16 protein-coding genes are annotated in these 15,325 nt (G+C 61.3%); 1 reads left to right on the top strand and 15 read right to left on the bottom strand.

The annotated features are described in order from the left end of the window. Positions 1 to 16: 16 nt before the first annotated feature. Positions 17 to 946, bottom strand: a complete 930-nt coding sequence (locus NPS56_RS00535; RefSeq protein ID WP_274072981.1) for a PfkB family carbohydrate kinase — start codon at positions 944 to 946, stop codon at positions 17 to 19. Beyond that, positions 939 to 2,405 carry a purine-cytosine permease family protein gene (locus NPS56_RS00530; protein ID WP_274072980.1) on the bottom strand — a complete coding sequence of 489 codons (1,467 nt, stop codon included), beginning with the start codon at positions 2,403 to 2,405 and terminating at the stop codon, positions 939 to 941. The genes NPS56_RS00535 and NPS56_RS00530 overlap by 8 nt, the downstream gene beginning before the upstream one ends. Between NPS56_RS00530 and NPS56_RS00525 the strand changes: the two genes are divergently transcribed. Next, entirely contained in the window at positions 2,404 to 2,571 is a 168-nt protein-coding gene (locus tag NPS56_RS00525; protein ID WP_274072979.1) for a hypothetical protein, read from the top strand. The two genes, NPS56_RS00530 and NPS56_RS00525, sit on opposite strands and share 2 nt — an antisense overlap. Here the strand turns inward: NPS56_RS00525 and NPS56_RS00520 are convergent. The 13 genes from NPS56_RS00520 to NPS56_RS00460 all read right to left on the bottom strand — a co-directional run bounded on the left by NPS56_RS00520 (position 2,558) and on the right by NPS56_RS00460 (position 15,276). Then, entirely contained in the window at positions 2,558 to 3,556 is a 999-nt protein-coding gene (locus NPS56_RS00520) for an ADP-ribosylglycohydrolase family protein (protein WP_274072978.1), read from the bottom strand. The genes NPS56_RS00525 and NPS56_RS00520 overlap by 14 nt on opposite strands. Beyond that, on the bottom strand, positions 3,553 to 4,266 hold the full coding sequence (locus NPS56_RS00515; protein WP_274072977.1) for a GntR family transcriptional regulator: 714 nt from the start codon (positions 4,264 to 4,266) through the stop codon (positions 3,553 to 3,555). The genes NPS56_RS00520 and NPS56_RS00515 overlap by 4 nt, the downstream gene beginning before the upstream one ends. Before the next feature lie 224 nt (positions 4,267 to 4,490). Continuing rightward, entirely contained in the window at positions 4,491 to 5,459 is a 969-nt protein-coding gene (gene araH, locus NPS56_RS00510; RefSeq protein WP_274072976.1) for an L-arabinose ABC transporter permease AraH, read from the bottom strand. Between the two features lie 12 nt (positions 5,460 to 5,471). Further along, the gene (gene araG / locus NPS56_RS00505; protein WP_274072975.1) at positions 5,472 to 7,016 is read right to left on the bottom strand and encodes an L-arabinose ABC transporter ATP-binding protein AraG; all 1,545 of its coding nucleotides are present in this window, start codon (positions 7,014 to 7,016) and stop codon (positions 5,472 to 5,474) included. A 64-nt stretch (positions 7,017 to 7,080) separates the two neighbouring features. After that, positions 7,081 to 8,085, bottom strand: a complete 1,005-nt coding sequence (locus NPS56_RS00500; protein ID WP_274072974.1) for a substrate-binding domain-containing protein — start codon at positions 8,083 to 8,085, stop codon at positions 7,081 to 7,083. Between the two features lie 99 nt (positions 8,086 to 8,184). Continuing rightward, entirely contained in the window at positions 8,185 to 9,003 is an 819-nt protein-coding gene (locus tag NPS56_RS00495; protein ID WP_274072973.1) for an SDR family oxidoreductase, read from the bottom strand. 272 nt (positions 9,004 to 9,275) lie between these two features. Then, positions 9,276 to 10,151, bottom strand: a complete 876-nt coding sequence (locus tag NPS56_RS00490) for an SMP-30/gluconolactonase/LRE family protein (protein ID WP_274072972.1) — start codon at positions 10,149 to 10,151, stop codon at positions 9,276 to 9,278. Between the two features lie 61 nt (positions 10,152 to 10,212). Continuing rightward, positions 10,213 to 10,965: a FadR/GntR family transcriptional regulator gene (locus NPS56_RS00485; protein ID WP_274072971.1), complete on the bottom strand. Its 753-nt coding sequence runs from the start codon at positions 10,963 to 10,965 to the stop codon at positions 10,213 to 10,215. 187 nt (positions 10,966 to 11,152) lie between these two features. Further along, a complete protein-coding gene (locus tag NPS56_RS00480; RefSeq protein WP_274072970.1) occupies positions 11,153 to 11,713 on the bottom strand; it encodes a DUF1285 domain-containing protein in 561 nt (186 codons plus the stop codon). Positions 11,714 to 11,729: 16 nt separating this feature from the next. Then, positions 11,730 to 12,338, bottom strand: a complete 609-nt coding sequence (locus tag NPS56_RS00475; protein WP_274072969.1) for a DUF4823 domain-containing protein — start codon at positions 12,336 to 12,338, stop codon at positions 11,730 to 11,732. Between the two features lie 66 nt (positions 12,339 to 12,404). After that, positions 12,405 to 13,373 carry a GTP 3',8-cyclase MoaA gene (locus NPS56_RS00470; protein WP_274072968.1) on the bottom strand — a complete coding sequence of 323 codons (969 nt, stop codon included), beginning with the start codon at positions 13,371 to 13,373 and terminating at the stop codon, positions 12,405 to 12,407. A 136-nt stretch (positions 13,374 to 13,509) separates the two neighbouring features. Next, a complete protein-coding gene (locus tag NPS56_RS00465; RefSeq protein WP_274072967.1) occupies positions 13,510 to 14,148 on the bottom strand; it encodes a TetR/AcrR family transcriptional regulator in 639 nt (212 codons plus the stop codon). 342 nt (positions 14,149 to 14,490) lie between these two features. Beyond that, positions 14,491 to 15,276, bottom strand: coding sequence for a TatD family hydrolase (locus NPS56_RS00460; protein WP_274072966.1), 786 nt, complete (start codon positions 15,274 to 15,276; stop codon positions 14,491 to 14,493). Positions 15,277 to 15,325 lie beyond the last annotated feature (49 nt).

Raw genomic sequence — 15,325 nt, 5'->3', positions numbered from 1 at the left:
TGGCGATGACGGTCGATCAGGCGCCGAAAGTCTCACAGATTAATGCATCCACCTCAGCAGCCCCCGGCGAAGTCGCCGGCCCCCACCGGGTCACCGCCAACGCCGCTGCCGCATTCGCCCTTCGCGCCGCATCAAACGCCGACAACCCCTGCGCCAGCCCCGCCACTAACACTCCTGCATGGGCATCGCCGGCGCCATTGCTGTCCACCGCCTGCACCTTGAAACCCGGCACATGCCGACGCTCGCCACGCTGATGAATCCAGCAGCCCTGGGGCCCGTCACGCACTACCAAGAGCACGTCGCGCGGCAAATGCTCGACCAGATGATCCAGCGCCTGAGCAATGTCCGGCGCACCGGTAATCTTCAGCGCTTCGACGCTGTTGCTGGTCCATACGTCGATGCGCGCCAGCAGCGCCTGCATCAGCGGCATGTCCGGCGAATCCACCAGCGGCCCCGGATCGAACACCACCTTGACCGCGCCCGGCAACGCCAAAATCCAATCCACCAGCGCCTGTGCCTTCCCCGCCTGCAGCAGGCTGTAGCCGCTGACGTAGACATAATCGCCCGCCTCGGCCGGCACACTGGTCAGGTCCTGCGCAGTCAACTCGCCTTCGGCGCCGATGTAGGAGACGAAACTGCGTTCGGCCGAAGCGTCGGTGATGGCCACGCACAGTCCGGTGTCGCGCTCGGCAGGGTCAGCGATGCGGATCCGGATGCCTTCGGCATTCATCGCCTCACGCGCCAGGTCTCCGAAACGTCCGCTGCCGTGGCGACCGAGGTAGACCACCGGCAGGCCGTTACGTTGTGCGGCCGCCATCACATTGAAACCGCCGCCCGCTTCGAAACTGGCGGACTGCGCCAACACGTCGCCTCCCGCTTGCGGCAATTGATCCACGGCCATGACCAGGTCGATGATCACCTGGCCCGTGTGCAGCATCTTAGGCATGAGCATTCTCGACCATTGCGGCACGACGGTCCTTCGCCCCGCCGAGTACCAGATAAATGCCACCGGCGACCACAAAGGTCACGATCCAGCCGAGGCCGTTATGCCCCAGCCACGAGTCGGACAGGAATCCCTTGAACCAGACGTTTTCTGCCGTGGTGCCGATGGTGGTGAAACTGAACCCGAGCACGATCGCCAGCGCCCAGGCACCGAACGCGCGCCACTCGACGCCGCCGCGATACCAGTAGGCGCTGCTCGGGCTGACGTCCAGCAGGTCCTTGGGACTGTAGTAGTGACGGTGAATCAGGTCGACCACGAAGATCCCGACCCACGCCGTGATCGGCACCGCCAGCAGGGAAATGAAGGTGATGAACGGGCCGTAGAAACTGTCGGCGATCAGCATGAAGTAGATCGAACCGGCGAAGATCGCCACGATGTCCACCACCACGGCGTAGACGCGCTTGACCTTGAGGCCCAGGGTCAGCGTGGTGAGGCCGGCGGAGTATACCGACAGGTTGTTCGACAGCAGCAGGCCACCGAAGGCGGTGATCAGGTACGGCACGGCCATCCAGGTCGGCAACATGTCGCGGATGGCGATGATCGGGTCGGTGGCCTGGGCCAGGTCGTTGTTGCCCACCGACAGCAGGCCGCCGAGGGTGATCAACAGCACCAGTGGGATGCCCGCGCCGAACGCCGCCGACGCCACCAGGCGCACGGCCTTGACGCTGCGGTGCTGATAACGGGACATGTCGGCACCGGCGTTGGCCCAGCCGATCCCGGTGCCGGCGGCCATGGTGCCGATACCGATGATCATTGCGCTCATCGGCGCTGGCGTGGCGTTGAACACCGCACTCCAGTCGATGGTGGCGCAAAGGAAGCCGCCGACCAGGATGTTCAGGGCGCCGAACACGTAGGTTGCCCACTTCTGAATCACCAGCAGCGTGGCGTGACCGAGGCCGGAGACCGACAAGGTCAACAGTACGAAAATCGCGATGAACACCAGGGTCAGCAGCGGCGCGCTTTTCGCTTCCACCGGCGAACCAAAGAGGATCGAGCACAGCGACAGCAAGACGAACGCGGCGGTGGTGGTGTTGACGGTTTCCCAACCCAGGCGCGACATCAGCGAGACCAGGGTCGGGCCGATATTGCCGCGCACGCCGAAGATGGCGCGGGACAGGGTCAGGCTCGGTGCGCGGCCACGACGACCGGCAATGGAAATGATCCCGACCACAGCGAAGGAACCGGCGGCACCGAGGATCGCGACGATGACTGCCTGCCAGATCGCCAGGCCGCGAAAGGCCACGAGCGTCGCGCCCAGCGGCAGGCCGAGGATGGAAATGTTGGCGGCGAACCAGACCCAGAACAGCTGCAGCGGATGCCCATTGCACTCGGCCTCCGGCACCGGCTCGATGCCGCGGGTTTCCAGCTGCCCGGCGTTCTGCCCGGCGTTCGATGAACTCATGAAAAATGCTCCTGTTGCCATTTTTGTGGTTGTGGGCAAGGTAGGAGCTGCCGCAGGCTGCGATCTTTTGATCTTGATTTTCAGCGACCTCAAGACCGCCAAAGATCAAAAGATCGCAGCCTGCGGCAGCTCCTACAGGGGATTTGTGTTCCTCAGCGCAGGGTGAGGAGTCCTTTCACAAGGGGCTCCAACTCCAGCTCATTGACGGCCTTGACCGTGTCGATCATCTCGACCGGCCAACTCGCCAGCCCCAGGCAGGCCCCGAGCATCGCCCCCAGAATCGCCGCGATGGTGTCGGTATCTCCGCCCAGGCTGGCGGCCATGCACAGTGCGTCGAAGGCACTCATTTCGCCGATGGCCACTTGCTGGGCCAGGGCAAACGACACCACCACCGACTCTTGGGAAGCCACCGAGGTGCCGATCACGTCGTACAGCAGATCGGCGAGCAACAGCTTGTCACTGTCGACGCTGATGCTGCGTGCCCAACTGATGCGCGAAGCGATGCGACCGCCAGCCACCCAGTGGCCATGGCCTTCGGCTTGCTGGGCAAATTGCTGGCCGAGGTTCAATGCCTCGCCCAGGTCCATGCCGTTGATCCCGGCCGACACCACCGCCGCCACCGCCGCTGCGCTGGAAATGCCCAGCGTGGTGTTGTGGGTGACCTGGCAGGCTTGCACCACGGCATCGATGAAACGCTCGGGATTGGCCACGTCGGCAGCAATCCCCACCGGTGTGATACGCATGGCCGCGCCGTTGGTGGTGCCGTAGCGCCCGGCCTCTTCAGGCGAATGGCCGGCAAGGATCATCTCGATCGCCCGTTTGGTCGAAGGGCCGAGCAAGTCCTGCGAGCCCTTGGCCTGCATCACCGCTTCCCATTCGATCAGCCGTTGAGCAAGGACCGAGGGTTCAATGTGGCCTTTGCCTTCGATCAACAACTGACCGACCAGGATCGCCTGTTCAGTGTCATCGGTGATCGAGCCCTTGGGCATATTGGCGGCGATCGGTTGATCAGGACCGGCATCTTCAAGATTGGTGATGTCGCCGAAGCGCGCCTGGATCTGGGCGCGGCTCAGGGATTGGGTCGGCATGCCCAGCGCGTCGCCCAGGGCCAGGCCGTAGAACGCGCCAAGCGCACGATCGAGCGCGGTCATTTCGAAGGTCCAAATTGCAGGTGCAGACGAAAATGCACAGGGTCGAGCAGGCTTTCCACCTGCTCCATGAAGCGGTGTTGCCGGTCATAGGTGGTGCGCAAGGCCTTGAGGAATACCGTGCCGACCGGACGCCCCAGCAGCTCCGCATCTTCGGCGTTCAACGGTTCGGCGCCGATCCATTGATCACCACGTTCGCCGATGTAGCCATAGGCGGCCAAGGTAATGGTCAGCGAATTATCGATCAGGCCAACCCGCGGCAGGCTTTCCAGGCCTCCGCTAGCGGGCATCAATGAGCGTTCGAGGGAGACCAGCGTGCCGTCATTGGTGCGGCGGCGACGGTCGAGGGTGATGAATTGGTCGGTGCCGAAACGCAATAGCAGGTCAGGACGGGTCACCGCCTCGAACCGCAACACTTCGGTATTGACCAGCGCGCCGCTGTCGGCCAGGGCCTGGGCCCAGCCGCTGCGCTGATCCAGTGCCACACCGTCGAAAGTGACGATGGAACCGACCCCGCTTTGCGTCGCAATATAGTTGCGCCGTTTCAACTCGGCCAGCGCTTCACGCAAGGTTCCTCGGCTGACTTTGAATTCCTGAGCCAACTGATGCTCGCCCGGCAGATGAAAGCCGTCTTCCATGAGACCGCTTTCAATGCGCCGGATGAGTTCGTCGACCACCCGTTGTTTCTTGTCGAATCGTACCTGTCTAATCATGTACAAATTAGTAACCGATACATGTTATGACGGGCAAGGAATATTTACGGGAGGTGACAGAAGGGATAGCAAAAAAGCCGTGACCGCTGCGCGGTCAATCGCCAGCAGGCTGGCTCTCACAGTTCAATGTGGGAGCCAGCCTGCTGGCGATGAGGCCGGCGCATTCAGCATTGGTGCTGGCTGCAACGCCGCCCGAAGCCGGTCCCCACAGGTTGTAAGGGGTGTCAGCGCTGTTTCAGGCGGTCAATTACTACCGCCAGCAACAGAATCGAACCCCGAATCACATACTGGTAGAAGGTATCGATGTTCTTCAGGTTCATCGCGTTCTCGATGATCGCCAGGATCAACACCCCGGCAATCACATGCCGGATCATGCCGATCCCGCCACTGAGGGACACGCCACCCAGCACGCAAGCCGAGATCACCGTCAACTCGAAACCCTGCCCGATCATCGGCTGGCCCGAGGTCATGCGCGACGCCAGGATCACCCCGGCCAGCGCACCGATCAGGCCGTGAACGGCGAAGATGATGATCTTGGTCCGGTCGACATTCACGCCCGCCAGCAGCGCCGCTTCCTGGTTACCGCCGATGGCCATGGTGTTGCGCCCGTAGGTGGTGTAGTTGAGCAACCAGCCGAAGAACAGGAAGCAGACGATGGTGATCAGGATCGGCACCGGCACGCCAAACAACTGACCGTTACCGAACACGAAGAACGACTCCTGGGACACGCCCACCGCTTTGCCATTGGCGAAGATGTAGGCCAGGCCGCGGACGATCTGCATGGTCGCCAGCGTGGTGATCAGCGCATTGACCCGCAGCTTGGCGATCACGATGCCATTGATCAGCCCGACGATCAGTCCCATCGCCAGTGCTGCACTGACGCCGAGAAAGAGGCTGTCGGTGTCACGCATCACCACGGCGGCAACCACCCCGGCGCAGGCGATCACCGAACCCACCGACAGGTCGAAGTGCCCGGACGCCAGGCAATACAACATGGTGCACGCCGCGATCCCGGTGGTGGAAATCGCCAGGCCCAGGCCACGCATGTTCAAAGGCGAGAGGAAGTTGTCGATCATCAAGGTGCAGAGCACGAAGATCCCCACGGCCGCCAGCAACATCACCCAGTCGTCGAGAAAGCGCCGCAGGTCCAGAGGCTTGCGTGGGGTTGGCAGTGCGTCGTTTTGGCTTGTCATCATAATCACCTCTCAGTTCGCCACGCCGTCAGCGCGTTGGCGCGGCAAAGCCAGTTGCAGCAGGTTGGATTCATTGGCCTGTTCGCGGCTCAGTTCGCCGCGCAGGGCGCCTTCGCACAGCACCAGGATGCGGTCGGAAATGCCCATCACTTCCATCAGGTCGCTGGACACCACGATCACCGCAATGCCACTGGCAGCCAGGTCATGGATGATCTGGTAGATCTCCGCCTTGGCGCCGATGTCGATGCCGCGGGTGGGCTCGTCAAGCAGCAGGACTTTCATCGGCATCGACAGCCAGCGACCGAGAATGGCCTTCTGCTGGTTGCCGCCGGAGAGAAACTTGATCGGCTGGCCGGCGTGCGGTGTTTTCACCTTGAGCGCCTTGATCTGCTTGTCGGCGTTGCCCTTCTCCCACAAACCGCGCAACAGGCAACCGAAGGTGGAATGCGCACCGCGGGCGCTGATATTGATGTTCTCGGCAACGCTGGCCAGGGGCAGGATGCCCTCTTTCTTGCGGTCCTCGGGACAGAGCAGGATCCCGGCCGCAATCGCGTCCCGGGGTGAGCGCAGTTTCAATTCATGGCCGCGCAGTTCAAGGCGCCCGGCACTGTTGCGTTCGAGGCCGCTGAGCAGGCGAAATAACTCCGTGCGCCCCGCGCCGACCAGGCCGAACAAACCAAGAATCTCGCCTTTGTGCGCGTCGAAACTGACCGGTTCACGCAGGCCCGGCCCGTGCAGGCCGTCGACCCTCAACGCCACCGCACCGCGCGGGCGCGGGCGGTAATCGTAGATGTCCTGGATGTCGCGACCGACCATGCAGGTGACCAGTTGATCGTGGGTCAGCTGGCTCATGTCTTCGAAGGTGCGTACGTAGCGGCCGTCCTTGAACACCGTCACCGCGTTGCAGATGCGGAACACTTCCTCCATGCGATGGGAGACGTAGAGCACCACTTTGCCCTCGTCGCGCAGGCGCGCGATGATCGCCATCAAGCGGTCGATCTCCCGCGCCGACAGGCTGCTGGTGGGTTCGTCGAAGGCGATGACATGGGCGCCACGGGACAAGGCCTTGGCGATCTCGACCAACTGCCGCTGGCCGAGGGACAGGCGCCCGACTTTCTCCTGCGGGTCGATTTCGTCGGCCAGCCCCTTGAGACAGGCCAGGGCTTGCTGGCGCAGGGTGCCGCGATTGATCAGGCCGAAACTGGCGGGCAGATGACCGAGAAACAGGTTTTCCGCCACGGTCATTTCCGGCACCAGGTGCAGCTCCTGGTGAATCACCGCGACGCCGCTGGCAATGCTGTCGGCGGTGGACTTGAAGGCCATGGTCTGGCCGCCGATCTGCAGCTCGCCGCTACTCGGGATGTAGGCGCCGCCGAGGATTTTCAGCAAGGTCGACTTGCCGGCACCGTTCTCGCCCATCAAGGCATGAACCTGCCCCGGATGGGCGACGAAGTTGATGTTGTCCAGCGCCTTCACCCCGGGAAAGGTCTTGCCGATCCCGTTGAAGCGCAAGCTGCGTCCGGCGGGATGTTTCTGTACTTGTGTTTGCGCGTGCATAACCACCTCATCACACAGATCAGGCAACCCCGTTGCCGGGGCCGCCAATGAAATCAACCGGCCCTCAATTCCACAGGCCGATCTTTTCCAGTTCCTGCTTGAAGTTGTCGCGCGTGATCAGCGTCACGTCGTCCATGGCGGTGTACTTCGCCGGTTCTTTGCCGCTGGTAACCCACTCGTACATCATGCTGGCGGTGTTGTAGCCCTCGATGTGCGGGCTGGGCAGCATCGAACCGTAGAAGCCGCTGTCGGGTTTCTTCAGCTCGCCAATGGCGTCGGTGCCGTTGATGCCGATGCCGATCACGTTCGCCGCGGCAAAACCGGCGGCTTCGGTGGCACGCACGCCGCCGAGCACGGTGTTGTCGTTCATGCCGCCGATGATCAAGTTCTTCGCCGCGCCCGGCAGTTTCACCAGCGCCGAGTTGGTGGCGTCCATGCTGCCCGGTACGTCGAGGGTTTTCAGGGCGGAGAAGAGGATGTGGTCCTTGGGCATGCCCGCATCCTGCAAGGCCTTGACCGAACCGTCGGTGCGTTTTTTGCCGGTGTCGAGTTCGTTGTAGGTGTTGATCACGGCATAGGTGTCTTTCCATTCCCAGCCGCGTTTTTTCGCTTCGGTGGCCATGGCGCTGCCCTGCTTCTCGCCGACTTCGAACGCCGCCATGCCCAGGTACGGCACGTCTTCCATGAACTTGCCGCTGGCATCGACGAAGCGGTCATCCACGGCGATCACTTTCAAGCCGTTGAGCTTGGCCTTGGCCATGATCGCCGGGCCCAGGGACACGTCCGGCGGGCAGATCACGAAACCCTTGGCGCCGTTGGCCGCCAGGCTGTCGATGGCCGACAGGGTTTTCTCGCCATCCGGCACGGCGATCTTGATCAAGGTGAAGCCCTTATCCTTGCCGGCCTTTTCGGCGAATGCCCATTCGGTCTGGAACCAGGGCTCTTCCGCTTGCTTGACGAGGAAACCGATTTTCACTTCTTCGGCCGCCAGCAGCGTGCTGCTGAGACTGACCGCGCTGACCGCCAGGGCGGCACAGCACAGGGTACGGATGGCATGACGACGATTCATAAGCTGACTCCTTGTTGTTTTTGTTGAGCGTACTGCCAATAGTCATATCGTATGATGATTGGATTTCAGGCGTAGCTTTACACCGGAAAACCGGACGACTCAGTCGTGGTACATCACTGAGCGCCCGCCATCTATGGTGATGCACGAAGCGTTGATGAACGGCGCTTCATCACTGGCCAGGAACACCGCGGTCATGGCCACCTCGATCGGCTGGCCGATGCGGCGTGGCGGATGCAGGTCGAAGGCGCGCTGACGTTCGGCATGGGGGTCGGCAAAGCCGTTCCAGTAGTCGACGTTCAATTGGGTTTCGATGTAGCCCGGTGCAATGGCGTTGACGCGAATGCCCTTGGGGGCGTATTCGATCCCCAGGGCGCGGGTCAGGCCGAGCAGGCCGTGCTTGGCCACCGGATAGGGGAAGCAGCCCGGAATGATGTGGGTGGAATGGGTGGACGCGATGTTGATGATGCTGCCGATGCCCTGCTCGATCATCTGCGGCAACACTGCCTTGCAACCGTACCAGGCGCCATCGAGGTCGATGGCAAAGCAGCGACGCCAGTCTTCCTCGGTCATTTCCAGCGGATCGCGGAACACGTTGACCCCGGCGCAATTGACCAGCACGTCGATTCGCCCGTGCAGCTCGACCGCCAGCCTGGCCATCGCCTGCAGGTCTTGCGGCTGCGAAACGTCGGCCTTGATCGCCACCACGTCAGCCCCTTTGCCCCGCCACTGCGCCGCGACATTTTCGACTTTTTCACCCTGGATATCGCTGATGACCAGCTTGGCTTGCTGGGACGCGAAGGTCGCCACGATCGCCTCGCCGATGCCTTGGGCGGCGCCGGTCAACAGCACGACTTTATTTTTCAGGCGCTCGCCCTTTGGGGGTTCGGGCACTGGTGGCAGCGAAAGAGGTTCAGCCATGGATCAGGACTCCTGTTCGAAAGCTCGACGAAAACCGGGCATCGGTGGATGTCCGGTCAAAAGGCGAGTGGAAGAAACAGGCAGGCGCGAAAATGTTTCAGCCCTGAGGTTCTCTGAAACGCGGACTCCACGCGGGAGTGCGGGGGAATATCGCTGCATCACTTCACCTGTTTTGTTTTTTTAAGTGTGAGTGCGTGTAACTGATGGAGCCGACTATAAACCCGGCTCGCCGATAATCTCAATATATATATTTACATCCCATATTTAGGGATTTAACCGGCGAATCGGCTACAGAGCTTTCCTGCAACGTCGACGCGGATCGCCAGTACCGCTCCATCCAGCGGATGCCCAAGCGGACTCGCGGCACTGGTGATGTACAAAGTTTTCAGGTCGGCATCGCCAAATACGCAACTGGTCGGACGGCTGACGGGCAGTTCGATCACCCGATCGACCTGCCCGTCCGGCGTCAGCCTGAGCAGGCAACTGCCATCCCATCGGGCATTCCAGATAAAACCTTCGGCATCCATCGCCGAGCCGTCCGGGCCGCCGCGGGTGTGGGGGCCGAACCAGGCCTGTGCCGGTTCGAGGTGGCCGTCGGTACGAATGAAATGCCGGTACAACGTGCCGTCGAGGCTGTCGCCGAAATAAACGGTAGTAGCGTCATCGCTCCACAGCAACGTGTTGGGAATGCCCAAGCCACGCAGCAGCGGCGTCACCCGTGCGTCGCGATCAATGCGGAACAGGCCACCGGAACGCCGTTCGACAGGCAGGTCTTCGCCCTGCTCGCCAATGTTGTTTTGCATGGTGCCGAGCCAGAGCCGGCCCTGGGCATCGCAGCGGGCCTCGTTGGGGCGGTTGCCGGGGTGCGGATCGGCGACGCAGAACAAGGTCAGTCGAGGCGCTAGTCCAGGTGAATCCAGATCCAGCCGATACACCCCGCTGCTCAAGGTCACCAGCGCATCGCCGCTCGCACAGGGGATGAACGCCGACACGTGCTCCGGCATCTGCCAGATCTGCACGTTGGCGCCGATCAAGCGCAGCGCCTGTTTGCCGGCGATGTCCACCCAGTACAGCGCCTGGGTCGGCGCATCCCAGAACGGGCCTTCGCCGAGCTGGGCGCGGTGTTCGGTCACTGCGGTGTACTCCATGAAACCTCCTGCATTGTTCTTGTTTTTATTTGTGTAGAAGCGTCCAACGATGGAGTGTCAGCTACATCGACGTCGACTGATACTCCATCGCGAGCAAGCTCGCTCCTACCCTGTCGGCCATCACTTGTGGGTAGAAGCGTTTGATCGCCAGGTCAGCGTTATCGATCAGGGACATGCAGGCCCAGACGCCCCGCGCGGTATCCCGGGCGGCGATGGCGTCGGCCATATCTTTATGAATCGGCAAGGTGCGGCGCAGTTCGTCGGGGTCGGCGGCGGACACTTCGAAACACACGGCCAGCAGCGCGCCCAGGGCCGGGACCATTTGTTCGATGAATTGATTGTGGCTGGCGGCGAGGATGCACTCGTGGAAGAGCTGGTCGGCGCGGTTGTAGTCGACGCCGCTGTCCACTGCTCGCTCCAACGCGTTGTAGGCCAATGAAATGGCGTCGAGCTGTTGTGCGGTTGCGCGTTCGCAGGCCCAACGCACGGCCATCGGCTCGATGGTGCGGCGCAGGTCGAGCAAGTCATCGACGAAGTTTTCCGGCAAACCGCTGCGGGACAGCCAGCCGACGACTTGCGGATCGAAGAGGTTCCAGCGCCGTACCGGCAACACTCGCGTACCGACCTTCGGCCCGACCTCGAGCATGCCCTTGGCGACCAGGGTCTTGATGGCTTCGCGGATAACGGTGCGGCTGACACCCAGTTGTTCGCCGAGGTCGGCTTCGACCTTGAGCGCCTCACCAGGCTTGACCTGCCCGGCAGCGATCCAGCAGCCCAGCCAATCGACGGTCGACGCATGAAAACTGCTGGACATGGACACCTCAAAGCCGTTCGCGATGGGTGTCCACGCTAATCATCATATGATTGGCTGTCAATCACATTAAAATAATACATAGATCAAATGTGGGAGCGGGCTTGCTCGCGAAAGCGTCTGTACATCTAACATCCATGTGTCAGGCACACCGCCTTCGCGAGCAAGCCCGCTCCCACATTTTGACCGATTAAGGCTCTAGACCGATGGGGAAGAATTCACCGCCACTCCACACCCCCAACCAGCGCTGACCCTCGATCTCACGGCTCACCGCCAGCTCCACCAGTTGGTAAAACACATTGCGATGGATTAGCGCTTCGAGGTTGGTGCGCACATGCACATAAGGCGCAGGTTCTTGTGTGTCGGGATCGATGACCACGCGAATCGGATGCTCGGTGCCGGCCTCGGCAGTCTCATCGACGTTGGTGGTGAAGCGCAGGACCTGCTTCTCGCCCTTACCTTCCACCTCCACGGCAATCGCCACAAAGGGCGCGTCATCGACCTTGATGCCAACCTTCTCCACCGGCGTGATCAGGAAGTAATCATCACCGTCGCGGCGAATGATGGTGGAGAATAGCTTGACCATCGGCTTGCGCCCGATCGGCGTGCCCAGGTAATACCAGGTACCGTCGCGGGCGATGCGCATGTCGATGTCGCCGCAGAAGTCGGGGTTCCACAGGTGGACCGGTGGCAAGCCTTGGGTCTTGGGGATTTGCCCCAGCAGGTCGTTGGCTTTTTGCGGGCCACTCATGGCGTTCTCCTTGAATTTACTGGTCGCTGAGCCCCAGCAGGCTGCGCGCGTACTGTTGCAGCGGCGGGCCCATCAGGTCTTCGGGTTTTTCGTCGTGGAAGGTCAGCAGACCACCACGACCCTGGATACGTGCAGTATCAATCAAATACTGGGTGCTGGTCTCGATCAACATGATCTGAATCACTCCGGTGTCGATACCGAGGCGATCCAGCGCTTCCTGGTCCAGCCACTCATCCGAGTTGCCGATGCGGTCATCGGAGTTGGCGAAACGCGTATAGAGCAGGTAATGGGCGCCCACGGCACGGGCTTCGCCCATGGCCTGATCAAGACCTTGCGGTGTGCGGGCGCGGCGGACCATCGGGAAATACTCGACGAAACCATCGAAGGCGACTTCGGCGATCACGTTGGGGCGTGGGTAGACGGCGCTGCCAGGCGGCACAAAGGCGCCCTGGGCAATGTAGACGAAGGAGTCCGGCTGAATGCGCAGGTTGTTCACCCGGCGGCTGTCGCTGTGGTCCAGCAGGCCGGCGTCGCTCATGTGGTAGCGCGTCCCTTCGGCCATGTCGCTGACATTCATGCAGCCACCGAGCGCCAAAATGGCCAGCAGCAAAACCAGGCTACGCATCCTATCCTCCAGAGGCCGGTGACGGAAAACCGGCGAATGGCCGTGGGATGCAGCTTTTGCGCCAGCTCAGCCGCCAATAATCTTCATGACCGTGGCACCACCGGAAAACGCCACTTCCTGCTTGTCGCCCAACGCCTTGACCAACAGTCGCTGCAAGGCCGGCAAAGCCTGATGGCGCGGCTTGTCCAGCAGGTCGCCGACATAGTGGCGATTGCTCGACGACAGGCAGCCATGCAGCCAGCCAGTGGAGGACAGGCGCAACCGCGAGCAGGTGCGGCAGAACGGAACGCTTTCGTTGGCAATCACGCCAAAATAGCCCTGCCCCGGAATCTCGTAGCGCACGGCGGTAGCATCGACAGGCGCATCGGCCTGGAGATACTCATAACGCTCGCCGATCAGGCTCAGCAGCTGTTGCAGGCTGACAAACTGCTGCAGGAAGGCATTGGAGTCGCTAGCCAGGTGGCCCATGCGCATCAACTCGATAAAGCGCAGTTCATAGCCACGCTCCAGGCAATAGTCGAGCAGTGGCATCACCTGGTCGAGGTTCTGGCCGCGCAGCGGCACCATGTTGACCTTGACCTTCATGCCCGCCGCACGGGCCTGGTCCATGCCGCCAAGCACTGTCGCCAGGTCGCCGCCACGGGCAATGCTGCGAAACGCAGAGGCGTCCAGAGTATCGAGGGAAACGTTGATGCGCCGGATGCCGGCATCGATCAGGATCGGCAGCTTCTTCGCCAGCAGCTGCCCGTTGGTGGTCAGGCTGATGTCCTGCAGCCCCATCTGCCCGACCGCGGCCATGAAGGCTTCGAGTTTCGGGCTGACCAGCGGTTCGCCACCGGTAATGCGCAAGCGCTCGATGCCCGCCGCTTCGATCAGGTAGGCCACCCCGCGTGCCATGGCTTCGGCCGACAATTCATCCTGCGCAGCCACCAGCCGCTTGCCGTTGGGCACGCAGTAGGTACAAGCGTAATTGCAGGCTGAGGTCAGGCTGACTCTTAAATTGCGAAAGCGCCTGCCTTGACGGTCGACGATCATGATGACTCCGGCGAAGAATATACGGGCTGGTAAAACTTGACTCACAAATCAAGTTTTAGCAAGCCCTATGCCTGAGTATATTCCTGCGGTACTGCGCCATGTTGAGAAATCATGGGCAATAAGGCGGCTGAATGGCTCAGCTGCTCGGGGTGTCGTTGTCGCGCTTGCGCTTGTTGCCCATGCGCACGCCGATGTCCATCAGGAACTGGAAGAAGCCTTCCTGGTCTTCCAGCACGTTGCTCCAGAACGGCGAGTGATACAGCGCCACGGCACCGTGTACCAGCGCCCAGGACGCGCAGTAATGGAAGTAAGGCGGCACGTCTTCAAGCTTGCCTTCGCTGATCCGGCCCTTGATGAGCAAGGTCAGGCGTTCGAAGTTAGAGGCGCGGATCTTGTGCAGTTCCTCGACCATCTCCGGTACCTGGTTGCCCTTGACGACCTTCTCTTCCAGGCGGTCAAACAAGCGGTAACGCTGGGGGTCACGCATGCGGAATTCGAAATAGGCGCGGGACAGGGCTTCCTTGTCCTTGTCGACATCGGCCGAATGCAACAGCTCGTTCAAATCGCGCTCATAGTCGAGCATCAGGCGCAGATAGATCTCGGCCTTGGACTTGAAGTGCTTGTAGATCGTGCCTTTGCCGATACCGACAGCATCAGCGATCATCTCGACGGTGACACTGTCTTCACCCTGGTCGAGGAACAGCTTGAGCGCGGTATCGAGAATTTCTTGCTCGCGGCGACGAAACTCACGGACCTTACGAGGTTCTTTATGCATAAGAAAAGGTCTGTAGGGGTCAAAATTCGAAGCCGCGTATTATGCCTAAATTGCGCCAAAATGCACGGATCATCCGACCATATCTGTGTTTCTTGATGATTTCGCGCAAGACAGCCGCTTGATGAGAACTCTTCTGAAGCGTGCGTATTCCAAATTTGTTTAAAAACCGCAGCCTACAAACTGGACGGTGCGAAATACTGATCAATACTTGAACTGTCGGCGGGGCATCTCCCCCAAGTGTCACGCCGATATTGGTACCAACGGACCGCGTGCCATTGTTTTACTCCTAATGGTCTTAACCCGGATTCACCCCCCAGAACCCGGGTTTTTTTTGCCTGCGATTTAACCTTTCACATGCGCCAGCGGGAACAACCGCTTGAAGTTTTCGGTGGTCTGCTCGGCAAATCGCTCGTAAGCCTCACCCCGCAACATTGCCAGAAATTCCGCTACCTCACGAACGTACTGCGGCAGGTTCGGCTTGCCACGGTACGGGATCGGCGCCAGGTACGGTGAGTCGGTTTCCACCAGCAAACGGTCGGCCGGCACCTTGCTCGCCACGTCGCGCAGCGCGTCGGCATTGCGGAACGTGACAATCCCGGACAGGGAAATGTAGTAACCCATGTCCAGCGCGGCTTTTGCCATGTCCCAGTCCTCGGTGAAACAGTGCAGCACGCCCGCCTGGGGCAGCGCCGCTTCACGCAGCAGGTCCAAGGTATCGGCGCGGGCACCACGGGTATGGATGATCACCGGCTTGCCGGTCTGCTGGGCCGCTTGCAGGTGCAACCTGAAGGATTGCTGCTGCAACTCTGCCGCTTCCGGTTCGTAGTGATAATCCAGGCCGGTTTCACCGATCGCCACGACGCGCGGATGATTGAGCTCGTGCAACAGCCAGTCCAGCGCAGGCGCCGCACCCGGCTGCACGTCCAGCGGATGCACGCCGACTGAACAATCGACGTCGTCGTAACGCTCAGCCAGGGCTTTGACATCGGCCGCGTTGTCGGCGCTGACACCGATGCACAGGAAGTGCCCTACCCCGCGCTGGCGGGCCGCCTCGAGGGCGGCATCCAGCGAGCCGTCATGGGCGGCGAGGTCAAGGCGATCAAGGTGACAATGGGAATCTACGAGCATAAAGGGCTGCAACTTACATCGTATGAGTGGGACAGTCGGTTTGTCTGAT

Source organism: Pseudomonas putida (assembly GCF_028682635.1).
GTDB lineage: Bacteria > Pseudomonadota > Gammaproteobacteria > Pseudomonadales > Pseudomonadaceae > Aquipseudomonas > Aquipseudomonas putida_AE.
This window is presented reverse-complemented; position numbering and strand designations above follow the sequence as displayed.

Coding starts and splice junctions, on each gene's coding strand:
- NPS56_RS00490 (WP_274072972.1), bottom strand. CDS start 10,151: ATGGAGTACACCGCAGTGACCGAACACCGCGCCCAGCTCGGCGAAGGC.
- NPS56_RS00520 (WP_274072978.1), bottom strand. CDS start 3,556: ATGACCGCGCTCGATCGTGCGCTTGGCGCGTTCTACGGCCTGGCCCTG.
- araG (WP_274072975.1), bottom strand. CDS start 7,016: ATGCACGCGCAAACACAAGTACAGAAACATCCCGCCGGACGCAGCTTG.
- NPS56_RS00465 (WP_274072967.1), bottom strand. CDS start 14,148: ATGCATAAAGAACCTCGTAAGGTCCGTGAGTTTCGTCGCCGCGAGCAA.
- araH (WP_274072976.1), bottom strand. CDS start 5,459: ATGACAAGCCAAAACGACGCACTGCCAACCCCACGCAAGCCTCTGGAC.
- NPS56_RS00480 (WP_274072970.1), bottom strand. CDS start 11,713: ATGAGTGGCCCGCAAAAAGCCAACGACCTGCTGGGGCAAATCCCCAAG.
- NPS56_RS00495 (WP_274072973.1), bottom strand. CDS start 9,003: ATGGCTGAACCTCTTTCGCTGCCACCAGTGCCCGAACCCCCAAAGGGC.
- NPS56_RS00470 (WP_274072968.1), bottom strand. CDS start 13,373: ATGATCGTCGACCGTCAAGGCAGGCGCTTTCGCAATTTAAGAGTCAGC.
- NPS56_RS00460 (WP_274072966.1), bottom strand. CDS start 15,276: ATGCTCGTAGATTCCCATTGTCACCTTGATCGCCTTGACCTCGCCGCC.
- NPS56_RS00475 (WP_274072969.1), bottom strand. CDS start 12,338: ATGCGTAGCCTGGTTTTGCTGCTGGCCATTTTGGCGCTCGGTGGCTGC.
- NPS56_RS00515 (WP_274072977.1), bottom strand. CDS start 4,266: ATGATTAGACAGGTACGATTCGACAAGAAACAACGGGTGGTCGACGAA.
- NPS56_RS00530 (WP_274072980.1), bottom strand. CDS start 2,405: ATGAGTTCATCGAACGCCGGGCAGAACGCCGGGCAGCTGGAAACCCGC.
- NPS56_RS00485 (WP_274072971.1), bottom strand. CDS start 10,965: ATGTCCAGCAGTTTTCATGCGTCGACCGTCGATTGGCTGGGCTGCTGG.
- NPS56_RS00525 (WP_274072979.1), top strand. CDS start 2,404: ATGAAAAATGCTCCTGTTGCCATTTTTGTGGTTGTGGGCAAGGTAGGA.
- NPS56_RS00500 (WP_274072974.1), bottom strand. CDS start 8,085: ATGAATCGTCGTCATGCCATCCGTACCCTGTGCTGTGCCGCCCTGGCG.
- NPS56_RS00535 (WP_274072981.1), bottom strand. CDS start 946: ATGCCTAAGATGCTGCACACGGGCCAGGTGATCATCGACCTGGTCATG.